The sequence below is a fragment of the Neobacillus camarae genome, assembly GCF_054950115.1.
On sequence record NZ_JBUCKX010000001.1, the window covers coordinates 370,179 to 394,873 of the forward strand.

Below are 24,695 nucleotides of genomic sequence, written 5' to 3' on the forward strand. Positions count from 1 at the left end.
AATGGAGACTAAACAAAAAGGATTGTCTGCCGGACACTTAACCATGATGGCATTGGGAAGTGTGATTGGGGGATCATTTTTCCTCGGGTCCTCGGTGGCCATAAATGCAGCAGGGCCATCCATAATAATTTCCTATGTTTTGGCGGGAATAATAGTGTATTTTATTTTATACGCACTATCCGAGATGACAGTGGCCAATCCGACAGCCGGGTCGTTCAGTATTTTCGCCTCCCGAGAGCTTGGTACCGCGATGGGGTTCATAACCGGCTGGTTATATTGGACAGGAACCGTTTTATCGATGTCAAGTGAGGCTACAGCAATTTCCATACTAATTCGTGAGTGGTTTCCTAAGGTTTCTATTGGAATTTTGGGAAGTTCGATTATCATTGGTGTAACGCTTCTGAACCTTTTGGGGGCCGATAAAGTTGGAAGGCTTGCAAGTGCCCTTTCGGGTGTAAAGATATTCGCAATCATATTTTTTATCCTTACGGGTATAGCGCTGATTTTTGGCGTTCTTCCCAATGCTGCCCCAATAGGGATGGGCGAGTTGGCAAGGGAGCCGTTAATGCCGGGAGGGATTACAGGGATCGCCGGCAGTATGCTGCTCGTTATTTTTGCTTATGCAGGCTTTGAAATCATCGCTTTGGCTGCAACGGAGGCCAGGAACCCAATAGAAACGATTCCAAAGGCGATTCGAAATACTGTTTTCGCTCTTGTAGGGTTATATATTGCTTATGCGGCGGTACTTCTTCCACTTATTCCGACGTCGTCATTAAATGAAACGGTTAGCCCGATGGTCGCGTCCCTGACTAGATGGGGAATTGGCTGGGCTGGAGCCGTTATCAACTTGGTGCTGATTTCTGCGATTCTTTCGGCGATGTTGGCGGCCATTTTCGGTCTTGGGAGAATGATTCGCTCGCTTACGGAGGAAGGGCATGCACCGGGATGGCTGAGGGACCGACGTGATGTCCCATACCGAGGGATTTTGTTTTCTGGTCTGGCCATGCTGGCGGGATTAGGGTTTGGACTATTGTTTCCAAGGGTTTATTTAGTGTTGATTAGTACGGGCGGATTTGCCCTGATTTTTACCTATGCCGTGATTATGGCCAGTCATATCCGTTTTCGCAAAAGGGACGGCTGTCCTCCCGATGGAATTTGCCAGATGCCGGGATTCCCGTACACCTCTTGGATTGCTCTAGTGAGCATGGTTATTGTCCTAATCAGTATGCCGTTTATTCCTGGACAAGGAACGGGTCTTATCGCGGGAATTGTCATGGTCCTATTTTATGCCCTGATTTATTATGCCGTGAGGGTTCGCTTCAAGTCCCGCAACAAAATTACCGCTAATAAACATTTGCAACCGCAAAACTATCAGCCAAATTTACTCACGGAATTTTCAGAGGAACTTTCCAATCCCGATAAAGAGAATAATGATTAAAACATGAGCCTTTCCATCTTCGAAAGGCTTTTTATTTTGGCATTGTTAAATTTGGCTGTTGATTGCTGCGAAAGAAGCTCAGCAAACCCAACCCGCTGGGGTGCCGAGGAGGCTCCCCAGCCTCGTACTCCTGCAGGAGTCGAGCTTATCCGCTCCAATCAAAAGAATTAAAAAATCAATCATTCGTTCAACAGAGCCATATTTTTAACTAAAAGGAATAAATAGGAGTTTTTTAAAACTTTCCCAATTAAATATGGTAGTTTTTACTATGCAGAAAGGGTTTTTCTGATACACTTAATTTAGTAACTCTAAATAATGGAAATATAATAAATTTCATCTTATGATTATTTCAGAGAGGAGTAAAGCGAATGAAGATGGAAGAGGGCCAATTAGCAGGAACGGGAAGTGACGCTCACCTAAGCCAGCTGGCGTCTGTCGGCCAAATTGCAGCCGGGATCGCTCATGAGGTAAAGAATCCATTGACAGCCGTGAAAGGATTTTTGCAGTTGCTTCAGCAGGAGCAGAGTAATGAATATTTGGAAATTGCCCAGTCAGAATTAGAAAATGCTCTAATCACGTTAAATAATCTGCTTCAAGTCTCCAAACCCGATTTGGAAGAGGAAGAAGTCCAAAAAATCAATCTGTCAGTAGAATTGGAATCAATCTTAAATTTATTCCAAGATAAACTTTATGATATCACGGTCAAAACTAACTTTGATAACATGGATACTCCTATTGTTGGAAAGAAGAATCAATTTAAAAAGGCTTTTTTTAATTTGATAAAGAATGCCATAGAATCAATGGAAGGCAATGGGACGCTGATACTCACCCATAAATTGGAGCAAAATGACATAGTGGTTACCATCCAAGATACTGGCGTGGGCATCCCTCCTAAAAAACTCTCGATGCTAGGGACTCCGTTCTTTACGACGAAGGAAAACGGAACCGGCATGGGGTTAATGCAAGTCTTTTCGGTTATCTATCAGCACGGCGGAAAAGTTATGGTAGACAGCAAAGAAAATCAGGGCACGACATTCACAATTAGAATCCCTTTGCAGGGACAGTTGAATCCAAATGGGGTGAAAGCATTGCCTTTAGAATATGAAGAAGCATCTTCCATAAAAGACTTTTTCTTAGGTAACCGGAAGGACTTTGAAGAGAAGTTGCTCGATGAGGCCATCAATGTAAAAGACCAAATTGATGAAATTCAAAGTATCGGGAATATCAATTTATTGAATAACGCCCATAAACTTGTTCTGTTTATCGTGGAAGGCCGGGAGCACGAATTAATCATGTTTGCGAAGCAGGAAGGTGTTGCTTGGGCTAAACATTCCTTAACACTTGCCTTGAAGCTAGAATGGGTAAAAGCGATCCGGAGAACCATGTGGAATTTTCTTTACCAATATGATTTGCTTAACGTAACGGAGGCCGATCGGACAAGCTTTTTTCCTTTGGAGAAAAGTATAAATGATTTGATGGACCAGTTCCTTACGTATTTCTTTATCAGCTATTCAAAATTCAAAGATGAATTGCTGGAGAAACAGCATAAATTAGTAGAGCATTTGTCCGTCCCGATCATCCCATTAAATGAGGAAATCTGTATCTTGCCATTAATTGGCACGATTGATGACAGGCGAATCATGACGATTCAAGATAGGGCCCTTGCTGAAATTGAAACAAACCATATACATACCCTCATTATTGATCTTTCCGGTGTAGCATACATAGATACAAATGCAGCAAATGATTTGGTAAAAGTTATTGATGGTATTTCCATCATGGGCTGCAAAACCATTCTAACCGGGTTGCGTGCGGAATTAGTAAAAAGCCTCATTTCCCGTGGCATCCGCCTCACTTCACAGGCAGAATTTAAAGGTTCATTGAAACTTGCCTTGAATGAAGTGGGATTCCACAAATAAATAAGATCGTATTAAAAAACATTTGCCAGGGAACTGGCAGATGTTTTTTTTATTGTATTTTCAATATTTTACTAGATTTATAATTTATTTCTATTAATAGAATTTGTTGTTATACTCATTATATATGAACCGAAAATAATTTGAAAAAAGGAGGAATATAATGAGTGAGGCGTTAGTGTTGCAATCGGATTTTGGAATCAGTGATGGGGCAGTCAGCGCCATGTATGGGGTGGCCTATTCTGTCAATAGGAACTTACGCATTTTTGATTTAACCCATGATATACCGCCGTACAACATATGGGAAGCATCCTATCGGCTCTTGCAGACCATCTCCTATTGGCCGGAAAGCACGGTTTTTGTTTCTGTGGTGGACCCTGGTGTCGGCACAGATCGCAGAAGTATCGTGGTAAAAACGATAGACCATAAATACATTATTACACCGGATAACGGAACTTTAACACACATCAAAAGGGCTATTGGCATAACAGAAGCTAGAATTTTGGATGAAACAGCCAACCGATTGCCAAACTCGGGGGAATCCTATACCTTTCATGGCCGAGATATTTATGCCTATACGGGTGCCCGGCTCGCAGCCGGAATCATTAGATTGGAAGAAATCGGCCCGGCAGCGGAAGTTGAATCCGTGGTGGAGCTGCCTTTGCCAACGGCATGTTTAAATGATAAGAAGATTACTGGAATCATTGAAGTACTGGATGTAAGGTTTGGAAATTTGTGGACCAATATTCATCGCCATTTATTAAAAGAAGCAGGCATACAATATGGTGATCGATTAAAAGTAACCATTGGAAATGGTACCCGTCAGGTGTACGAAAACATGATGACGTTCGGCCGCTCCTTTGCTGACAGCTTGGTCGGCGAGCCGCTAGTGTATGTAAATTCCTTGGATAATTTGGGAGTAGCCATTAATCAAGGGTCATTTGCAAACGCCTATCATATTGGGGCGGGGGCAAACTGGACCATGACCTTGATGAAGGCGGAAAAAAGGTTTTAATAAACTATGTTTATAATCTAAAAAATTTAAAAAGGAGTTGGCAAAATTGGCGAAAAATCGTCTATCGACAAAAACTATTGTCGCTATTGGAATTGGGACTGCTGTATTTGTCATCTTGGGCAGATTTGTTTCCATTCCGACGGGAATTCCGAATACAACGGTGGAAACGTCTTACGCATTTCTTGCTTTAATGGCTGTTGTATTTGGCCCTGTGGCAGGGGGGCTGATTGGATTAATTGGCCATGCATTAAAGGATGCCATTTTTTACGGGTCCCCCTGGTGGAGCTGGGTGGTTGTCTCAGCATTTGTAGGCTTTTTAATTGGATATGCTGCAAGGAATATCAAAATTGAGGACGGGATATTTGGGGCAAAACAGATCATCACCTTTAATGTTTCACAAGTCATTGTTCAAGCGTTTGGCTGGTTGCTGATTGCCCCAGCATTGGATATTTTGATTTATGCCGAACCGGCCAATAAAGTTTTTGTTCAAGGCCTGGTTGCCGGAATATCCAACATGGTAACGGTAGGTGTGATTGGAACGTTATTGCTGCTTGCGTATGCTAAAACTAGAAGCAAGAGCGATAGCCTTGAAAAAGAAGAAACTCTGTAAATAAATTATTTCTAAAGCTTGTTTACCTTGGGAGATTTGGTCCCCCAAACCATTATTATCCCAGGACGTCAGGAGACATGATGAAAAAACCAATGATTGAGTTTACCAATTTCGGATTTAAATATCGGAGCCAGGCAAAGCCCACATTATCGAACGTTAATTTGACAGTTTACGAGGGAGAGAAAGTTCTTATTGTCGGGCCGTCAGGGTCCGGGAAAAGTACAATCGGGCATTGTATCAACGGGTTGGTGCCGCATTCCTATAAAGGGGACATAACAGGAAGCCTGAAAATCATGGGAATAGACACAAGGAGCGAACCCATTTCCTCCATTTCCAAAATGGTTGGGACCGTTTTGCAGGATCCGGACGGGCAATTTATTGGACTCTCGGTGGCCGAGGACTTGGCGTTTTCTTTAGAAAATGATTGTTTGCCGCAGGCGGTAATGATTCCGAAAGTAAAGGAAGCGGCCGGAATTGTTGGCATGTCTGACCACCTTAGTTCTTCTTTGCACTCGCTTTCTGGCGGCCAGAAGCAAAGAGTCGCCCTTGGGGGTGTCATGGTGAACGATGTTAACATTCTTCTTTTTGATGAACCATTGGCCAATCTCGACCCGGCCACTGGAAAACATACAGTGGAACTTATTGATCAATTAAACCGGGACCGGAATAAAACAGTGGTCATTATTGAGCACCGGCTCGAGGATGTATTATTCCGCAACGTGGACAGAATTATTGTGGTCCACGACGGACAAATTGTCTCCGACCTTTCTCCGGCTGAACTGCTTGCAACAGATGTGTTGGAACGTGTGTCCGTTCGTGAGCCGCTTTATATCCGTGCATTAAAGTATGCGGGCTGTAAAATAACGTCCGAAATGCAACCGCAGCATATTGATACAATAGATATTGATGGCTGCAAGACCCAGTTGCTAGACTGGTTGGAAGCAGTGAAACCACTGGAGCCAAAACAAAGTACTAAACCAATATTACAGCTGGAGAATATCCATTTTACCTATCGGGGCGGGAAAAAAATCCTCAACGATGTTTCTTTTTCGATTGCCGCAGGGGAAATGGTCAGTATTATAGGAAAAAATGGAGCGGGAAAATCCACGCTGACGAAGTTGATTTGCGGATTCGAGCGTCCGAACTCAGGAAGAATCATTATGGACGGGCATGATGCGGCAGAAGATACAATTAAAGAACGGGCATTAAAAGTGGGATTGGTCATGCAAAATCCCAACCATATGATTTCGAAGCATATGATTTATGATGAAGTGGCTTTAGGGCTGGCCATTCATGGGGTGCCCCAAACAGAAATCAAACAAAGAGTGGACGAAACCTTAAGAGTTTGCGGCCTCCTCCCATATCGAAAATGGCCCATTTCCGCTTTAAGCTTTGGGCAAAAGAAACGGGTGACAATCGCGTCAATTTTAGTTTTACAGCCAAAGATTCTTATCCTTGATGAACCGACAGCAGGCCAGGATTTTCGCCATTACACGGAAATTATGGAGTTTTTACTGGAACTAAACGAACTGGGTATCACTATTATCATGATTACACACGATATGCACCTAATGCTGGAGTACACCCCGCGGGCCATTGTCCTATCCGATGGGGAAAAAATCGCGGATGACCAAGCGGTTCATGTGCTGGCAGACCCAACCGTGGTTGGAAAGGCTAATTTAAAAGAGACTTCATTATTTGATTTGGCAGTTAGTGCCGGTGTGACAGACGCAAAAAGATTTGTGCAAAGATTTATTGCCCATGACAAGGTGGTAAGACGGAAATGGCAGTAGAAATGCTTTCTTACCTTGATAGAAAGTCCCCAATCCATCATTTGACCGGTGTGACGAAGCTTCTTTGTTTTATCATGTGGTCGTTTGCCGCCATGCTAACTTATGATACACGCGTACTGCTTCTGCTGTTGGTGGTAAGTGTCATCGTGTTCATGGTTTCAAAAGTAAAAATCGCGGATGTCGCCTTTATCCTGGCGTTTATCTTGCTATTTTTGCTAATCAATAATATTGCGATTTATATTTTTTCACCGGAAGAGGGAGTGAAAATTTATAAGACACAGCATGTAATATTTTCTCTGGCAGGTCGCTATAACCTAACCATTGAACAGTTGTTTTATCAAATGAATATCACGCTTAAATATCTGACAGTCATACCAGCCGCCTTGTTATTCATGGTCACGACCCATCCGAGTGAATTTGCCTCGTCGCTAAATAGAATTGGTGTAAGTTATTCGATTGCCTTTTCCGTGGCCATTGCTTTAAGGTATATACCTGATATCCAGCGGGATTACCGGAACATAGCCTTAGCACAGCAAGCCAGGGGACTTGACATGTCCCATAAGGAAAAAATGGCAAAGCGGATGAAAAATGCGGCATTGATTATTTTTCCACTTATTTTATCCAGTCTCGACCGGATTGAAACGATAAGCAATGCCATGGATCTCCGCGGCTTTGGCAAAAACAACCAAAGGACATGGTACAGTGCTCGGCCTTTCAAGCGTAACGATTATGTGGCGCTGTTTTTCATTGCATTTTTATTTGTCCTATCAATAACGGTCACATTTTATGACGGGGACAGGTTTTATAATCCATTTCTGTAACAGTTAAGAAGCCTTCATCCTTGTCGATGAGGGCTTCTGTACCGTCATTATAGTTTGACAATAAATCTTCCCTTTGCTTGTCCTTTTAAAATAAGCGGGAGTGTTTCAGGCAATGCTTCCAAATCAACTTCATGGGAGATGGTGTCTAGCAGTCCGTCGGGTTTTAGATCGGCAGCCATCCGTTTCCAAAGCTCTTTTCTTACTTCCATAGGGCAATAGACGGAATCAATTCCCAACAGGCTGACTCCGCGAAGAATAAAAGGGAACACGGTCGTTGGAACATTCCCTCCCGCGGTCAATCCGCTCACGGCCACCGCCCCGTTGTATTGAATCTTGCTAAGAACTGCTGCCAGAAACTCTCCGCCTACAGGGTCCACGGCACCGGCCCATTGCTGCTTATCCAAGGCCTTGATTTTTCCGGTATATACTTCTTGACGAGAAATCGTTTCTTTTCCCCCCAAGTTTATGTAAGTACTCATGTTCTGTTTCCTTGCCTGTGCTGGCCGCCACGTGGAATCCTTTCTTTGCCAGCATGGCCACAGCCAGGCTTCCCACGCCTCCAGTTGCTCCCGTTACCAACACTTTGCCCTTTTCAGGAGTTAATCCGTTTTCCTCAAGTCTCTGAATTGACAGAGCTGCAGTAAACCCTGCTGTTCCATAAGCCATTGCCTCTTTTAAAGATAAATTTTCCGGCAGCGGGACAATCCAGTCACCAGGAATTCGGGCATATTCACTGAAACCTCCGTAATGGGAAACCCCAATTTCATAGGAGGTGGCAATCACTTCATCACCTTCATGAAACCGTGGGTCCTGAGAAGATATTACGGTTCCTGCCAAATCAATGCCTGGAACAAACGGATATGATCTGACTACTTTTCCTTCCGCTGTGCTGGCCAGTCCATCTTTGTAGTTAATGCTTGAATAGGCGACTTTGATTACAACATCACCGGCAGGAAGATCATCAAAAGATAGACTTCTGATTTCAACCGAAAAATCGTTATCTTTTTTATCGACTACTAGCGCTTTAAAAACTTCGTTCATATTTATGGCTCCCTTTCATATGAAATACCTATTTTTAATGTAAGAATATATTCTATCTTACTACATTCATCCCAAAATATTTGTCGCATTCCTGAATATATCATAATAAATTCACAAAATAACGTACTGAATCCCCTGCGAGAAATGATACTAACTCCCTGAAAGTTATCCGGGAAACCCGTATAATAAAAGTAAATATGCGTCACAGGAGGGATATCGATGTATGCGGCGAGTCAAAGGGACATGAGGCAAATGGATGAATATACGATGAATGCGCTAGGGCTGCCTGGCATTGTTTTAATGGAAAATGCGGGTGCAAGGGTTGTTGAGGAAATCATTAACCATAGACCGTGTGATATTCCGAGGGTCGTGATCCTTGCCGGGGGTGGGAATAATGGCGGCGATGGTTTTGTCATATCCCGAAGGCTGGCCGATTTGGGCTGGAATCCGTTGTTATGTTTGCTAGTCCCCCCTGACCGTATCAAGGGGGATGCAAAGGTTCACTTTGATGCTTATATCAAGCGAAACCTGCCTGTGTATTATTTGGATGGACAAAATATAAGCGGACTTCAGGCAAAATTAGAGCAGGCGGATATTATTGTAGACGCGATTTTAGGGACAGGTGTGAATGGAATGGTTAGAAAGCCGTTTAATCAAGTTATTTCAATGGTTAATGAGTATAGAGGGAAAAAATTGATTATTTCTGTTGATATTCCTTCCGGCCTCAGCAGTGATACTGGGAAGGCGGCCGGTATTGCCATTAAAGCAGACAGAACCATTACGTTTGTCTTTCCGAAACAAGGCTTTTTCCTGCAGGACGGCCCCATGCATGTCGGTGAGTGGAAGGCAGTTGATATCTCCGTGCCTGCTTTTGCCGTTAGGGAATTACAACTGGACATGCCAAAAATCATCACAGATTCCCTGGTCCGGAATGCCATACCTGCCCGGCCCCAAAACGGGCATAAGGGCACTTTTGGCCATGTGTTAGTTATAGGAGGCTCCCGCCAGTTTGTCGGCGCTCCTGTTTTTGCGGCCAAGGCGGCACTCCATTCAGGAGCGGGATTGGTGACATTGGCTGTTCCTGACTGCATTTATCCAATGGCAGCGGCACAGAATCCGGAGTCCTTATTCGTGCCTTTAGCGGACCGAGATGGCCACTTTGCCATTCAAGCTTTAGAAGAGCTGATTCCACTCTTGCCACAATTTGATAGTATCGCGATTGGTCCGGGCATCGGCAGGTTTACAGGCGGGGAAGAATGGCTGCTGGGATTGATTGGTGCCCTTACCCATCAGTCACTAGTCGTGGATGCGGATGCCCTTTATTTGCTTCGGAACGACCTGGATATCATCCGCAGGTTTGAAGGAAAGGTCATATTTACACCGCACCCGGGTGAAATGGCAAGGTTATTGAATAAATCAGTCAAAGATGTGGAATCTGACCGGATAGAGATCGCCAAGACGTTTGCCCGGACAAACCATGTGTATTTACTATTAAAAGGACATCGGTCCATTATTGCCAGTCCTGATGGGCAAGTTTATATTAACCCACATGGTCATGATGCACTTGGGAAAGGCGGAAGTGGCGATGTCCTGACAGGCATGACCGCATCGTTTTTGGCACAAGGGACAGACCCGTTAAAGGCGCTTATTAGTGCAAGTTATTTACATGCAAGGGCTGGTGAGGAGAAAGCCAAGAGCCTCTCCCATTATGGTGTGGTCCCGCTTGATATCATTGATGGGGTGAAGGACTTATTGAATAGCAAGAATGATTAGGAAAAAAAGAGTCTTGCCCATAGCTGGCGAGGCTTCTTTTTATTAGCAAATTTGATTCAAGGAAAGCTGTGTATCAGAGTGGTATAATGAAATTATTAGTAACCTATGAAAATCTTATAATAAGCTATGTTATTGGGAGATGAAAGAAATGGGGTTATTAAGAAATGGAATTAGTATCCTGCATTTTGATGAAACATATTTTTCACAAAGAAGGCTCCAAAATTATCAGCATGAGAACATAGATCTCAGGAATTTGAATCATGTGAACTTGTACTGTGAGGAAGAGTCCTTACAAACATTAACCAAGAGGCTGCATGAGAGGAAACAAAAAGGGATTACGTTTATCGGCAGCGGAAACTATCATTATGTAACCTACTTATTATTAAAAGAAATCACCAACCCCTTCACCTTACTATTGTTTGATAATCATCCTGATCTGGGAACAGAACAGAGCCACGAGCAAGATTTGCTTTCATGCGGGTCATGGGTGTCTTATGCCCTTAAGGAAATACCTTTACTGCAAAAGGTTGTCATCATCGGCCCTACAACCAACATTACTGCAAACACCAATCATCCTCAAGTCATTTTTTATCCGTTTAAGGGCAGACACCAATATTCCATCCATTCTATCCTATCCGTCATACAAACGAAACATATCTATATCAGCATCGATAAAGATGTCCTCAATACCTCTGAGGCTGTAACTAATTGGGATCAAGGGTCCATGAAACTTGATGGATTAACCCATTACCTAGAATGGCTGGCAGGCGAAAAACAGGTGGAAGGAATCGATGTTTGCGGCGAAGCCCGTTTATCCCCCGTACACGCCTTTTTGCCGGAATATCAAGCCATGGTCCAAAAAAATGAAATGGCGAATATAAAAATCTTACAGGCAAGTCTCCATACGAAACTTCAAGAAATCAGGGGCGCATAATCTCAAGGAAACATTTGTCTGAAGGTCAAGAGATATCACCTAAACCTGAAATCTCCAAAAAAAGTGCCTCTACCATAATGGAGAGGCACTTTTTTGAGGATATTTATTAGTGAATGGTTATCTTGTTTAGCGGATACCTTTCATTAATCCCTGAATTTTTGGAGCAATAATCATTAACACGATTCCGAGAACAATGGATGCCCCGCCAATGACTCCAAAATAATTCATTTCGGTTTCAGGTGTATAGAATTTAACCATTTGTGCATTTAACGCTTGGGCAGCAGCGCTGGCCAAGAACCATAGGCTCATGGTTTGAGCGGAGAAGGCTGCTGGGGCCAGTTTTGTGGTTGCCGACAATCCAACAGGGGATAAACATAACTCCCCAAGCACACAGATTAAATAACTTAATACTAGCCATAATGGGTTCACCAATGAATCAGAACCGCCAAAATAAGCTGGCAATAAAATTACCATAAAGGATAAACCTGCGAATAATAATCCCAATGAGAACTTTTGCGGAATGGATGGTTCGCGCTTACCTAATTTTACCCACAATAATCCAAAGATCGGAGCCAATGTGATGATGAATAATGGGTTAAGGGATTGGAACCATGCCGGGGAAATATGGATGCCGGCAAAATCCAATTGCGTTCTCTTGTCCGCATAGTTGGCAAGAATGGTTGAACCTTGCTCTTGAATGGCCCAGAACATAACAGCAGCAATAAACAACGGTATATAGGCAATGACACGTGAACGTTCATCAGAAGTTGTTTTTGGGCTGTGATACATGCGGATAAAATAGATGGTAGGAATTAAAATTCCCAAGATACTAACCAGATTGATAAATCTTTCAAATGTTAAGGTTCCATTTGGAATCGTAAAGAAACAAATAATAGCAATTATCAGAATAGCAATAATAAAATAAGTAATTATTTTTTTCTTTTCAGCAGGAGCAAGCGGATTTGCTATAGTCGTTCCTGCAAGACCAAGGTTTTTCTTTTTAGTCAAGAGGAAAACAACAAGTCCGAGGAACATACCGACAGCAGCAATACTGAAGCCTAAATGGAAACTTGTGTTCATGATTGCTTTAGAACCAACAATTAGTGGAGATAAGAATGCACCAAGGTTAATCCCCATGTAATAAATACTAAATCCTGCATCACGGCGATTATCGTTTTCAGCATACATCTCACCGACAATAGTGGATACGTTAGGCTTTAATAACCCAGTCCCTAACACAATCAATACCATGGAAACGAAGAAAAAGGCAATGCTTCCAGGAATCGCAAGAGCGATATGGCCGAGCATGATTAAAATACCGCCGAAGAAGACAGCTTTGGATGTACCGAAGATGCGGTCAGCAAACCAGCCGCCAATGATACCAGACATATAAACAAGGGAACCATATATTGACATAATGGAAAGCGCCAAGGTTTGGTCCATTCCCAAACCACCCTTGGTTACACTATAGTACATATAGTAAACAAGGATAGCTCTCATTCCATAATAGGAGAAACGCTCCCAGAATTCAGTAAAGAATAGTGTAAGCAACCCCTTCGGGTGACCAAAGAAACCCGTCTGAGGTACACTTTCTACAATTTTCTGTCTATTTAATTGAGACAATGTAACAACCTCCTTTTGTTATACTATAATACTTTTCTGACTTTTGCTTGTCAAAAACTAATTTTGGAAATAAAGCAATTATCAAGGAAAAATATGAGGTTTTTTCTGAAAAAATTAATAATAAAAGTTATTTCTGAATAATAAAATATTGTTAAAATTATAAAAATAAAAGTCCCTCAACAAGTTGTTGAAAGACTTCTTTCAGTTATTGGTAGTGATATCCCCGATACAAAATGATTAATAACACGAATAGGGTAAGGTCTAATCGGGCATTAAAGCAAAACTGCAAAATGCCAGTTTGCAATGCGGGGAGCTTTGTTAGGACTAGGGCCGCTGTCATTATCGCCATTAAGGGGATTACCGCACTTTTTACCGACTTATTCAGCAAAATCATGATGCCGCAGCCGATTTCCAAAATAATTACAAGATGCAGCATAATTTGAGGATAGGGCAGTCCCAAACTTAGAAAGTTTCCGGCCATTTCGGAGTTCAATAGCTTCATTAATCCCGAAGTGATGAAGACGTAGGCAACGGCATAACGAATCAGTTTAAAAGCAGAAAACGAAGTGTGCAAGTTGTCCATTCCCCCTTTATAAAACTTTATGCAAGAAGTGGGACAATCCATTACATAAATTCATTTGGATATTTCAATGATTTAAAAAATAAAAAAATGGGCTTTTCTTGTAATTGACTTTGACGTTACGTAAAGGTGTATCGTAGTGGTATGAGGAGGTGACTTTGGTGGAATATACAATTCAAAAGCTGGCGCATCTAGCAGGGGTCAGCACCAGGACATTGCGTTATTATGATGAAATTGGCATTCTTAAGCCGGCAAGAACCAATTCATCCGGTTATCGCATCTATGGTCAAAAAGAAGTGAACCGCCTGCAGCAGATTCTTTTCTACCGGGAACTGGGGGTCAGCCTGGATCAGATTAAAAGCATCGTGGCCAATCCATCATTTGACGGTGCCAAAACGCTCAGAAATCACCGTCAAAAACTCCTCGAAAAACGGCAGCAATTGGATTTACTGATTGCAAACGTTGAAAAAACAATCGCTCATGAGGAAGGGAGAATCACCATGTCAAATAGAGAAAAGTTTGAGGGTTTTAAGAAAAAAATGATTGAAGACAATGAGAAAAAATATGGTAAGGAGATTCGTGATAAATACGGCACGGAGACAGTCGAGAAATCGAATGCCCAACTGATGAATATGACCCAGGAGCAATATGATGAGGTAACCGGATTAGCTGAGCAAATTACCCAAACGTTGGCTGGGGCCTTTAAGACAGGCGACCCTGCAGGGGAACTGGCACAAAAAGCGGCCGAGCTTCATAAGCGGTGGCTGACATTCTACTGGGGCCAATACAGCAAAGAAGCGCATGCGGGCCTTGCCCAGATGTATGTGGATGATGAAAGATTTAAAGCATACTATGACAAGGAACAGCAGGGAACGGCGGAATTTTTAAGAGATGCTATCTTGATTTACACAGGGGAAAAAAGTAAATAAACCAGTAATCCGCTGGATTCAAAAAATCTATCCTTCTTTATGGGGGATAGATTTTTACGCTTTATAATCTTGAGACTATGGTTGTGATTTTGTTATTTTCTGTTTAAAGCGATTTATCTTAAAAACGTAAACCTTTATAATTTATGGGGAGGTATATTTAGGTAATAATCGCAAACTTGGAAAGGCTATCGAATATGACAAATACATTCATTTCTTCAGAACTCAACCAATTAGATATATTTTTTAAACTTTTCAATATGATTTCTGATTTAGTATTCCTTACAAAGGTTGAAGAGGATTACGAGTTTAGTTATGTTTTGGCAAATAAGCCTGCGAAAGAGCTATGGGGGCTGAATGACGCTATGATGGGGACTCCCCTAGGAGGGATTTTGCCAAGAGACATATACGAAACAATAAAAGCTAACTACATAGAAGCATTAAAAAAGAAAGAACCGATTACTTATGTCGATAAAGTTGAAGTAACAAGAGGGGATAACCCAAGTGGAAATAATCTCTATCTGCCATATAAATATTGGGAATCCATCATAACGCCGGTTCTCAATCAGGATGGTGCCTGTACCCATCTATTGGCCATTGTCAGGGATATAACGGCACGAAAACAGAAAGAGAACGAATTAAAACGAGTGCGGGACCGTATAGATTTGTTGTGGAACAGTGTCGCGGATGCCATGTACTTTTTTGACACAAAAGAAAATTTTTTGGGCGTCAACCAATCGTTTGAACAAATTTTTGGCTGGACAAAAGAAGAAATTTTACACGACGAAAATATAAGTATCATACCTAAAGATAGCAAAGAAGATTTGCAGAATATCATCAACAAATTAAAAAGAGGAGAAAAAATTCCGTCCCATGAAGCCGAGCGGGTCACAAAGGAAGGTAAAACCATCCATGTTTTGGCCTCCTACGCCCCGTTATATGATACCGAAGGAGCATGGGAAGGAGGAGTGGCGGTCTATAAAGATATAACAGAAAGGAAAAAGTATGAAGAGGAGCTTAAGAAAATCGCCCATTGTGATTATTTAACCGGATTGCCGAATCGGGCTTACTTCTATGAAAAGCTGTCCGAACAAATAACGGTGGCAAAGGAAAAACTGAAACCTTTTGCGGTGTTATATCTTGATATTGATAAGTTTAAAATGATCAATGATACCAAAGGCCATGATATCGGAGATGAATTGCTTAAAGAATTTGCTATCCGAGTAAAAAAGTCCATAAGAAAGCATGACACGCTTGCCAGGTTAGGCGGCGACGAATTTGTCATTCTTATTCCCGATTTACAAACGCAAAAGGATGTCATTGATATTGCGAAAAGGATTGCCCTATCAATGAAGCCTGAATGGCGAATCGGAGATTCCTCTTTGTATATCACTACTAGTATTGGTATAGCATACTATTCAGATTATGATCTAGATGAGAAGACCATTCTAAAACGTGCAGATACGGCCCTCTATAAGGCGAAGAATAAAGGAAGAAACAACTATCAAATTTATTGATATAGTGAAAAAACATTGATGCCTGGCCCCCTTGTAATAGGGGTCAGGCATATTTTTTTTGAAGTTTTTTATAATATTTACAAATTATGACAGAATAACCATTTAATTGTATGTCATAATAGTCGTAAAATTCAATTCTATTATCTGATTTAATTGTGCCAGGAATCATGACAACCATTAAAGTAGGTGTAAAAGTGAGTAAAAAACCTATTCTACAAATAAATGACCTAAAAGTATCGTTTCTATCTGGAAAAGAATTTTTACCCGCTGTTGATGGAGTAAGTTTTCACTTAAACGAGGGTGAGATTCTTGGAATTGTAGGTGAATCCGGAAGCGGCAAGAGTGTTACATCACTTGCGGCAATGGGATTGATTCCCTCACCTCCAGGAAAAGTCGAAAAGGGTGAAATTCAATTTGAAGGAAATGACTTAACAAAGCTTTCAGAGAAAGAGTGGAGGAAAATTCGCGGAAATCAAATTTCAATGATATTCCAGGAACCCATGACTTCTTTAAACCCGTTGTTTACCATTGGGAACCAGTTGATGGAAGCCATTCGGTTGCATACAGCCTTACCGAAGAGCGAAGGGAAAAAACGAAGCCTTGATTTATTGAAATTGGTTGGCATTCCAAGGGCAGAGGGTATTTTGAAAGAGTATCCGCACCAATTGTCCGGAGGGATGAGGCAGAGAGTGATGATCGCCATGGCCATGGCCTGCAATCCACGGGTACTGATTGCAGACGAGCCCACCACGGCACTGGATGTGACCATTCAAGCCCAGATATTGGCGTTGATGAAGGATTTAAACCATAAAACAAAAACTTCTATTATTCTTATCACTCACGACTTAGGCGTTGTGGCAGAGATTTGCCAGCGCGTGGTTGTTATGTATGCTGGTCAAATTGTTGAACAAGGGGATGTAAGGAAAATTCTAAAGGACCCGCAGCATCCATATACAAAGGGGCTGCTTAGGTCAGTACCGGATTTAAGAGAAAAAAAGGATCGGCTTTATAGCATTCCGGGAACCGTTCCACTTCCCGGCTCTGTTAAGAGTGGCTGCCGGTTTGCACCCAGATGCCAAGAGGTCTTTGGCCAATGCCAGATGGAATCTCCGGAATTATATAAATCGGAAAAAGACGGACATGAAGTGCGTTGTTTCCTCTATACAACGAAAGAGGGGAGTGACCGGAATGTCGGAGTTACTTCTTGAAGTTAACGGGTTGAAAAAATATTTTCCTATCACTGGCGGAGTTTTTGGAAGAAAACTAGGCGATGTTAAGGCGGTTGATGATGTATCCTTTTACCTGAAAAAGGGGGAAACCTTAGGGATTGTCGGAGAAAGCGGCTGCGGGAAGTCGACTACTGGTCGTTTATTAATGCGTTTAATAGAGGCAAGTGACGGACGGATTATGTTTGAGGATAAAGAAATCACCCAAATGACCAAATCAGAATTAAGAAAAATCCGCCGCGACATCCAAATGGTGTTCCAAGACCCCTACGCTTCACTGAACCCGAGGAACTCTGTCGAACAAATTTTGGAAGAGCCCCTAATTGTTCACGGGATGGGAACAAAAGAAGAGCGTAAAAAAAGGGTAAAGGAAATGCTTGAGGTGGTGGGGTTAAGCAGCTACCATGCCAAAAGGTATCCGCACCAATTCAGCGGCGGCCAGCGCCAGCGGATTGGGATCGCTCGCGCCTTAATGACCAAGCCCAAGTTAATCATTGCTGATGAGCCGGTGTCCGCATTGGATGTTTCCATTCAGGCACAGGTTCTCAATTTAATGAAGGATATTCAAAAGGAGTTCGGGCTTACCTACATATTCATCGCCCACGATTTGGGGGTTGTCCGTCATATCAGTGACCGTGTCGGTGTGATGTACTTAGGTAGATTAATAGAATTGGCAGACAGTGAAGAGCTCTATGAAAATCCGAAGCATCCCTATACTAAAGCATTGCTTTCTGCCGTGCCGGTGCCGGACCCGGATTTGAAAAGACAAACCAGTTTGATTGAAGGGGAGCTGCCGAGCCCGGCAAATCCTCCATCAGGCTGTGCCTTTCATACCAGATGCAAGGAGTGCATGGAAATTTGCAAAACACAAAGGCCAGCGGAACATAATCTCCATGGTCATTATGTAGCCTGTCACTTATATAACCAATAACAGGCTGCATTTATGATAATAAAAAAATATTAGGGGGTATTTGAACGGCTATGAGGAAGAAGTCATTTAAAATGGCGTTGATTGCTTTATTGGCTATTAGCATGTTGTTAGCCGGCTGCACCGGCAAAACGAAAGAAACCAGCGGCGGTACAGATTCGGGGAGTGGAAGCAGCTCGAAAAAGGATACGCTTGTTTACGGGCGCGGCGGTGACTCCACCTCTCTCGATCCGATTACCACAACTGAGGGAGAAGCATTTAAGGTCACTGAAAATATTTTTGATACACTTGTTTCTTATGGGGAAAAAGATACAACGATACAGCCGGGATTAGCTGAAAAGTGGGAAGTCAGTGATGATGGTTTAACGTACACCTTCCATTTGCGCCAAGGCGTAAAATTCCATGACGGCACTGATTTCAATGCCGAAGCGGTTGTTTTTAACTTCGAGCGCTGGATGAATGGCGACGAAGATAAATTCCCGTATTATACCATGTTTGGCGGCTATAAGAGTGACGAGGGCCATGTGATTAAAGAGGTTAAAGCAGTGGATCAAAATACCGTCCAATTTGTTTTGAAACGGCCGCAGGCTCCGTTCTTAAAGAACTTGGCCATGTCTCCATTTGGGATGGCCAGCCCTGCCGCAGTTGAAAAATATGGTGATGATTTCCGGAGTCATCCTGTCGGAACAGGTCCATTTAAATTCGTGGAATGGAAACAAAATGATACCATTACGCTTGAAAAGAACCCTGACTATTGGCAAAAGGGACTTCCAAAGTTAAACAAAGTCATTTTCCGGGTGATTCCGGAAAACACAGCCCGCCTTAATGCCTTGGCCAACGGGGAAATAGACATTATGGATGGCTTGAACAACTCAGACGAAGCAACGGTCAAGGCTAATAATAAACTTCAAGTAATTGAGCGGCCTTCCATGAATGTTGGGTACATCGGCTTGACAACGACCCGTAAACCATTTGATAACAAATTGGTCCGTCAGGCAATGAATTATGCCATTGATAAGAAGGCGCTCATTGATGCCTTCTATGGAGGAAAGGCCCAGCCTGCCGTTAACCCAATGCCGCCAAGTATCAAGGGTTATAACGATTCGATTAAGGATTATCCATTTGACCTTGAAAAAGCAAAAGCCTTGTTGAAAGAAGCCGGATACGAAAAAGGCTTTGAAATCGATTTATGGGCCATGCCTGTTGCGCGTCCATACATGCCGGAGGCCCAAAAAGTGGCTGAAGTTATTCAGGAAAACCTAAGCAAAATTGGTGTCAAAGCCAATATCAAATCCGTGGAATGGGCTACCTATTTAGATAAAGCCCGTAAAGGCGAGTTTGATATGTTTATGATGGGTTGGACAGGAGATAACGGTGATGCTGACAACTTCTTGTATACCCTGCTCGACAAAGACAGCATTGGAAGCAACAACTACTCTTATTACAGCAGTGATGAGCTGCATGATATCCTGATTCAGGCGCAAACCGAAACAGAAGAGGCAAAACGTATCGAGTTATACAAGAAAGCCCAAGAAATCATCAAAGAAGATGCTCCATGGGTGCCGCTAGTCCACTCAATTCCATTATTGGCAGCATCCAAGGACGTTATCAATTATGTGCCGCATCCAACAGGATCGGAAGCAGTGACAAAAGTGGAGTTTAAATAAGTAAGATTGATGGGGAGGAAGCCTTTGCCTCCCCATTTGTTAACAGGATCGTTTCTTTTATCAAAAGAAAGGGGTGAGAAGGTTGTTTGCATATACTGCCCGTCGTATTTTATCGTTAGTTCCAGTCCTGATTGGTATGACACTTGTAGTTTTTGCCATTATCCATGCGATTCCCGGTAACCCTGCACAGATGATTCTTGGGCAAAGAGCCACGAAAGAAGCAATTGCCGAAGTGACCAGACAATTAGGTTTGGACAAGCCATGGTACATACAATATTTTGATTATATTAATTCGCTGCTCCATGGTGACCTAGGGACATCCCTTCGGACAAGAGGGCCGATTAATCAGGAAATCTGGCCATTTTTGGCCGCCACAATGGAACTGACCCTAGCAGCGATGCTGATTGCGATTTTTATCGGGGTCAATGCGGGAATTATCAGCGCTTGGTTCTCAAAGTCTTGGTTTGACTATTTGGCCATGGTGCTGGCATTAATCGGGGTATCCATGCCTATTTTTTGGCTTGGCTTAATGGAGCAGTGGGTATTCTCAATTGAATTGGGCTGGCTGCCGACCACAGGACGGGAGAATGTCCGAGACCCCGTCGCGGCCATAACCAACCTATACTTATTCGATACACTACTCCAAGGCAGATTTGATCAATTTGTAACAGTTCTTCAGCATTTGATAATGCCAAGTTTGGCCTTGGCAACCATTCCAATGGCCATTATCGCAAGAATGACGCGTGCCACAATGCTTGAGGTCATGAATTCCGATTACATCCGGACAGCACGGGCTAAAGGGTTAGGCATGTTCTGGGTGGTCTATAAACATTCCTTAAAAAATGCGGTTATTCCTGTTCTGACTGTCATCGGTCTTCAGACAGGATTGTTATTGGGCGGGGCCATTTTAACCGAAACGATTTTTGGCTGGCCGGGAATTGGGCGTTATTTATATGATGCCATTGCCTATAGGGATTACCCGGTTATTCAATCCGGCATTTTGGTGATTGCCGCCATTTTTGTATTCATTAATTTAATCGTGGACCTTTTATATGTGTTCGTCGATCCCCGCATCAAATACACGAAATAAAGGAGAGATTACCATGGCGGAATTGGCAAAAAACGCAGCCGATTTATCAGCGATTCCCCCTGAAGAAACCGCGATATCACCATGGAGGGAAGCATGGCAATCATTTTATAAGAACCGCTTGGCTGTAGTTGGTTTAGTGATTGTTATGTTTTTTATCCTGCTTGCCATTATCGCTCCTGTCATTGCCCCGTATAGTTTTAAAGGGCAGGTATTAACGGAGCGGATGCAGGCGCCATCAAGCAAGCATTGGTTTGGGACCGACGACTTCGGGCGTGATATTTTTTCAAGGGTGATTTACGGGGCAAGAATCTCTTTATGGGTAGGGTTTTTTTCTGTATTAGGTTCAGTGATTATTGGAACCATGCTGGGGATTGTGGCAGGATACTATGGCCGTTGGGTAGACGCCATCATCTCCCGGATTTTTGATATTATGCTGGCTTTTCCTAGTATCCTGCTCGCCATTGCGGTAGTGGCTATCTTAGGGCCATCTTTGGAGAATGCCCTTATCGCCATCGCAGTCGTAAATATTCCGAACTTTGGACGGCTTGTCCGGTCAAAGGTGCTAAGTGTAAAACAGGAAGAATATATTATGGCCGCCCAGGCAATTGGAATGAAGGATTCTCGAATTTTACTGCGGCATATTTTGCCAAACAGTATTTCTCCGGTCATTGTCCAGGCGACATTAGCGATTGCGACAGCGATCATTGAAGCGGCAGCCCTCGGCTTTCTCGGGATGGGTGCCCAGGCACCTACGCCTGAATGGGGGAAAATGCTGTCGGATTCAAAAAATTATCTGATGCAGGCCCCATGGACACTGTTTTTTCCAGGGATGGCGATTATGCTGACTGTGCTGGGCTTCAACCTGATGGGGGACGGGTTGAGGGATGTGCTGGATCCCAAAATGAAGCATTAAGAATAGTTAGATTACATTTAGCATCGCAGTTTGCGGTGCTTTTATTCATGCGAAGAAATTAGTATAAGATCCGATAGTCAAGAGCCAATCGAGGCTATTAACGACTGTGGATACAAGGAAAAGTTCAGAGGGGTAGCCATCTCAAATAGCTACTGTGGTTTCAATAAATGTAATGGTTCCAACACTCTAACTTTTGGGTAGATTTTGCAGAATATTTACTTAACGGAACTATTATTATAATATTAATCTATCTTATTTTATACTTTGATAGAAGTAATTAGTGGGTGGTAAAACATTGAAAAATATAACTGACAAAAATCTTGTATTTATCGGGTTTATGGGTGCAGGAAAGACTACAGTTGGGCAGATAGTAGCAGAAAAACTGAATCGTGAGTTCATTGATACGGATGTTACTATTGAAAAAGAATTTGGATTGCCGGTTTCCCAGATTTTTAAAGAATACGGAGAAGCGGTATTTAGGGAAAGGGAAAAAGAGACCATCACGAATTTATGTCGGGAAAAGAACCGTGTTTTATCGCTTGGCGGTGGAGCATTCCTTCAGGAAGAAATAAGAAAGGTATGTTTATCAAATTGCCTTGTCATATATTTAGATATCTCATTTGATTTCTGGAAAGATAGAGTTTCATTGTTAAAGGATACACGCCCCATTTTGCAAAATAAGTCTCTAAAGGAAATGGAAGACCTTTATAATAGTAGACAAGGGATGTATGCCCATCATCATATTAAGATTAACACTGATGGGAAATATCCTGAAGAGGTTGCTGATTTAATCATAGATAAACTACCCTTACAATAGAAAATAGACATGGACGGGGGAAAAAAAGTGAAAAGAACAGTATCAGTAAAAGGTGTCACGATTGGTGAGGGAATTCCCAAAATATGCGTCCCACTCGTAGGCAAGACATTGCAAGATTTAATGGAAGAAGCCGTTTTGCTAAAAACACTGGATTTAGATCTAGTAGAGTGGCGGGCTGACTTTTTTGATCAGGTAGAGGATGTCGCTTCCGTAAGAAAGGCACTTGAGGTAATCCGCGGGATTCTTGTAGATGTGCCCATTATTTTTACGTTTAGAAGTGCATCTGAAGGCGGAAATCGGGAAATTAGTAAAGAGTTTTATTTCGATTTAAACGAATCTGTAGTAGAAACAGGACTGGCTGATTTCATCGATGTGGAATTATTTAACGATGAACACGATGTTAAAACACTTCTGGAATCGGCACATCAACGTGGAATGTTTGTTATCATTTCTAACCATGACTTTGCCAAAACACCTTCAAAAGAGGAAATCGTCTCTCGGTTGCGGAAAGCTCAGGAATTGGGTGGGGATATTCCAAAAATAGCGATAATGCCTACTAGTGTTGGAGATGTTCTTACCTTATTGGACGCTAGCAAGACAATGGCTGAAGAACATGCCGACCGGCCATTTATTACCATTTCTATGGGCGGAAAGGGAACCATTAGCCGGTTAAGTGGTGAAACTTTTGGATCTGCGGTTACTTTTGCTGCGGCAAAAGCGGCATCAGCCCCAGGGCAGCTGACAGTTCAGGAAGTTCGACAAATAATTGAAATCTTACATGAAAATATATAATGAAAAAACCTTGCTGCAGAATCAGCAAGGTTTTTTCATTATATATTAGCTAAACAATCGCTGTACAAGCCAAATGGCTCCTAAAACAAAGATAATAGCTGAACCGTAATTGACATAGCCCCGATATTTTTTTATTGTTTGCAGTTTGAATAAGATTGGTACCAAGATTAAGACAATCAACAATTGAATTAATTCAATGCCCACATTAAAGTTGAATAGCGCAATGGCTAAGTCTGATTTAGGGAGATTCATTTCTTTTAATATACTAGCAAATCCAAGTCCGTGAATTAAACCAAACAGAAATGTAATCAACCACCTGAATTTTATTTCTTTCCTGAAGATATTCTCTATGGCTACATAACAAATACTTAACGCAATAATAGACTCAACAAACTTTGATGGTAATTCAACAATTCCAAGAACAGATAATGTTAACGTTATGCTGTGGGCGATTGTAAAGGCAGTGATTGTAGCGATATACTGCTTTACGGTCTGCTTTCTAATCAGTAACGCGAATAGAAAAAGTAAATGGTCGTAGCCGGTCAATATATGTTCCATACCCAATGTTAAAAATGAGAGCCATGATGTATTCGTTTGTTTGGCTGGAGGCGCCTCTTGAGTTGATTCATCGCCAGGTTGCTGCTGTTGCTGAGTTTCTGCCAACAGCATGGCCCATTCACGGTTTTTACCATGTAAGACTGCTTCACTGACTTGGTCTCCATAATTAACTGCCAGAAAGTTGTTATAACTGCTGGTATTTTGCCCTTCATAAAAAATGCCGTCTAGAAGTTTGATGGTTTGACCCACCTGAAAAGCTGGGTATATAAATTGAAGGGTCACCATTTCTTGATCACCCTTTTGTTCCAGGGTTATTTTATTTAGTTTCGATTCTTGCTGCTTTCCGTCGACCTCAAGAACTACACTATCCTCAACCCATTCTTGTAATCTAAATTCTAGATCTTTTAGTTCTTCTTTACTTAAAGTTCCATCTTCGTTTTTATCCCCTCCGGCGCCCTCAATGACAGAAAGGGTGTCGATGGAATAATAAAGCTCCGTTTGTTTATCTGTGATGTTTATTGTCGTATAAGCGGCGCTTAATGCATGAGCAGAGCTGGATTTTGGCAAACATAGTAAGGCGATAATTAATATAGTATAAATTTTCCATAGATAAGATTTTTTCATTCGATGTGTCCCCCTAGCCGTCCAATTCAAATACTATTATAAAGGTTTTCTGTTAAGAGGAAATAAATTTTCTTAATTATCTTTGTAAGGTAA

General features: G+C 42.2%; 20 protein-coding genes and 1 pseudogene. 17 read left to right on the plus strand and 4 right to left on the minus strand.

What is annotated here, in order from left to right:
• Position 1 precedes the first annotated feature (1 nt).
• The 6 genes from ACY8D0_RS01715 (at position 2) to ACY8D0_RS01740 (ending at position 7,593) form a co-directional block, all read left to right on the plus strand.
• Entirely contained in the window at positions 2–1,438 is a 1,437-nt protein-coding gene (locus ACY8D0_RS01715) for an amino acid permease (RefSeq protein ID WP_462408788.1), read from the plus strand.
• 368 nt (positions 1,439–1,806) lie between these two features.
• Complete coding sequence (locus tag ACY8D0_RS01720) at positions 1,807–3,357, plus strand: ATP-binding protein (protein ID WP_462408789.1); 1,551 nt, start codon at positions 1,807–1,809, stop codon at positions 3,355–3,357.
• 160 nt (positions 3,358–3,517) lie between these two features.
• Positions 3,518–4,369: an SAM hydrolase/SAM-dependent halogenase family protein gene (locus ACY8D0_RS01725; RefSeq protein ID WP_462408790.1), complete on the plus strand. Its 852-nt coding sequence runs from the start codon at positions 3,518–3,520 to the stop codon at positions 4,367–4,369.
• Positions 4,370–4,415: 46 nt separating this feature from the next.
• Positions 4,416–4,979 (plus strand): ECF-type riboflavin transporter substrate-binding protein, encoded by a 564-nt coding sequence (locus ACY8D0_RS01730; RefSeq protein WP_462408791.1) that lies wholly within the window; start codon positions 4,416–4,418, stop codon positions 4,977–4,979.
• Positions 4,980–5,059: 80 nt separating this feature from the next.
• A complete protein-coding gene (locus ACY8D0_RS01735; RefSeq protein ID WP_462409920.1) occupies positions 5,060–6,772 on the plus strand; it encodes an ABC transporter ATP-binding protein in 1,713 nt (570 codons plus the stop codon).
• Entirely contained in the window at positions 6,763–7,593 is an 831-nt protein-coding gene (locus ACY8D0_RS01740; RefSeq protein WP_462408792.1) for an energy-coupling factor transporter transmembrane component T family protein, read from the plus strand. The genes ACY8D0_RS01735 and ACY8D0_RS01740 overlap by 10 nt, the downstream gene beginning before the upstream one ends.
• A gap of 47 nt (positions 7,594–7,640) precedes the next feature.
• Here the strand turns inward: ACY8D0_RS01740 and ACY8D0_RS01745 are convergent.
• Positions 7,641–8,634, minus strand: a pseudogene (locus ACY8D0_RS01745) (NADPH:quinone oxidoreductase family protein).
• A gap of 219 nt (positions 8,635–8,853) precedes the next feature.
• Here ACY8D0_RS01745 and ACY8D0_RS01750 point away from each other — a divergent pair.
• Positions 8,854–10,407, plus strand: a complete 1,554-nt coding sequence (locus ACY8D0_RS01750) for an NAD(P)H-hydrate dehydratase (protein ID WP_462408793.1) — start codon at positions 8,854–8,856, stop codon at positions 10,405–10,407.
• 148 nt (positions 10,408–10,555) lie between these two features.
• Positions 10,556–11,341 (plus strand): arginase family protein, encoded by a 786-nt coding sequence (locus ACY8D0_RS01755; RefSeq protein ID WP_462408794.1) that lies wholly within the window; start codon positions 10,556–10,558, stop codon positions 11,339–11,341.
• 126 nt (positions 11,342–11,467) lie between these two features.
• Here ACY8D0_RS01755 and ACY8D0_RS01760 read toward each other — a convergent pair whose 3' ends face one another.
• On the minus strand, positions 11,468–12,964 hold the full coding sequence (locus ACY8D0_RS01760; RefSeq protein ID WP_462408795.1) for a peptide MFS transporter: 1,497 nt from the start codon (positions 12,962–12,964) through the stop codon (positions 11,468–11,470).
• A gap of 205 nt (positions 12,965–13,169) precedes the next feature.
• A complete protein-coding gene (locus ACY8D0_RS01765) occupies positions 13,170–13,547 on the minus strand; it encodes a DoxX family protein (RefSeq protein ID WP_462408796.1) in 378 nt (125 codons plus the stop codon).
• Between the two features lie 158 nt (positions 13,548–13,705).
• On the opposite strand from ACY8D0_RS01765, the gene ACY8D0_RS01770 reads away from it, so the two are divergent.
• The 9 genes from ACY8D0_RS01770 to aroD all read left to right on the plus strand — a co-directional run bounded on the left by ACY8D0_RS01770 (position 13,706) and on the right by aroD (position 23,420).
• The gene (locus ACY8D0_RS01770) at positions 13,706–14,473 is read left to right on the plus strand and encodes a MerR family transcriptional regulator (protein ID WP_462408797.1); all 768 of its coding nucleotides are present in this window, start codon (positions 13,706–13,708) and stop codon (positions 14,471–14,473) included.
• Between the two features lie 194 nt (positions 14,474–14,667).
• On the plus strand, positions 14,668–15,987 hold the full coding sequence (locus tag ACY8D0_RS01775; RefSeq protein ID WP_462408798.1) for a PAS domain-containing protein: 1,320 nt from the start codon (positions 14,668–14,670) through the stop codon (positions 15,985–15,987).
• A gap of 194 nt (positions 15,988–16,181) precedes the next feature.
• A complete protein-coding gene (locus ACY8D0_RS01780) occupies positions 16,182–17,195 on the plus strand; it encodes an ABC transporter ATP-binding protein (RefSeq protein ID WP_462408799.1) in 1,014 nt (337 codons plus the stop codon).
• Positions 17,176–18,144 carry an ABC transporter ATP-binding protein gene (locus ACY8D0_RS01785; RefSeq protein WP_462408800.1) on the plus strand — a complete coding sequence of 323 codons (969 nt, stop codon included), beginning with the start codon at positions 17,176–17,178 and terminating at the stop codon, positions 18,142–18,144. Before ACY8D0_RS01780 ends, ACY8D0_RS01785 begins: the two co-directional genes overlap by 20 nt.
• 50 nt (positions 18,145–18,194) lie before the next feature.
• Positions 18,195–19,808 (plus strand): ABC transporter substrate-binding protein, encoded by a 1,614-nt coding sequence (locus ACY8D0_RS01790; RefSeq protein WP_462408801.1) that lies wholly within the window; start codon positions 18,195–18,197, stop codon positions 19,806–19,808.
• Positions 19,809–19,890: 82 nt separating this feature from the next.
• A complete protein-coding gene (locus tag ACY8D0_RS01795; RefSeq protein WP_462408802.1) occupies positions 19,891–20,898 on the plus strand; it encodes an ABC transporter permease in 1,008 nt (335 codons plus the stop codon).
• 13 nt (positions 20,899–20,911) lie between these two features.
• Positions 20,912–21,811, plus strand: a complete 900-nt coding sequence (locus ACY8D0_RS01800; RefSeq protein WP_462408803.1) for an ABC transporter permease — start codon at positions 20,912–20,914, stop codon at positions 21,809–21,811.
• Between the two features lie 337 nt (positions 21,812–22,148).
• Positions 22,149–22,628: a shikimate kinase gene (locus tag ACY8D0_RS01805; protein ID WP_462409921.1), complete on the plus strand. Its 480-nt coding sequence runs from the start codon at positions 22,149–22,151 to the stop codon at positions 22,626–22,628.
• A gap of 27 nt (positions 22,629–22,655) precedes the next feature.
• Positions 22,656–23,420 carry a type I 3-dehydroquinate dehydratase gene (gene aroD, locus ACY8D0_RS01810; RefSeq protein ID WP_462408804.1) on the plus strand — a complete coding sequence of 255 codons (765 nt, stop codon included), beginning with the start codon at positions 22,656–22,658 and terminating at the stop codon, positions 23,418–23,420.
• Between the two features lie 45 nt (positions 23,421–23,465).
• Here the strand turns inward: aroD and ACY8D0_RS01815 are convergent, their stop codons facing one another.
• The gene (locus ACY8D0_RS01815) at positions 23,466–24,602 is read right to left on the minus strand and encodes a HupE/UreJ family protein (protein ID WP_462408805.1); all 1,137 of its coding nucleotides are present in this window, start codon (positions 24,600–24,602) and stop codon (positions 23,466–23,468) included.
• Positions 24,603–24,695 lie beyond the last annotated feature (93 nt).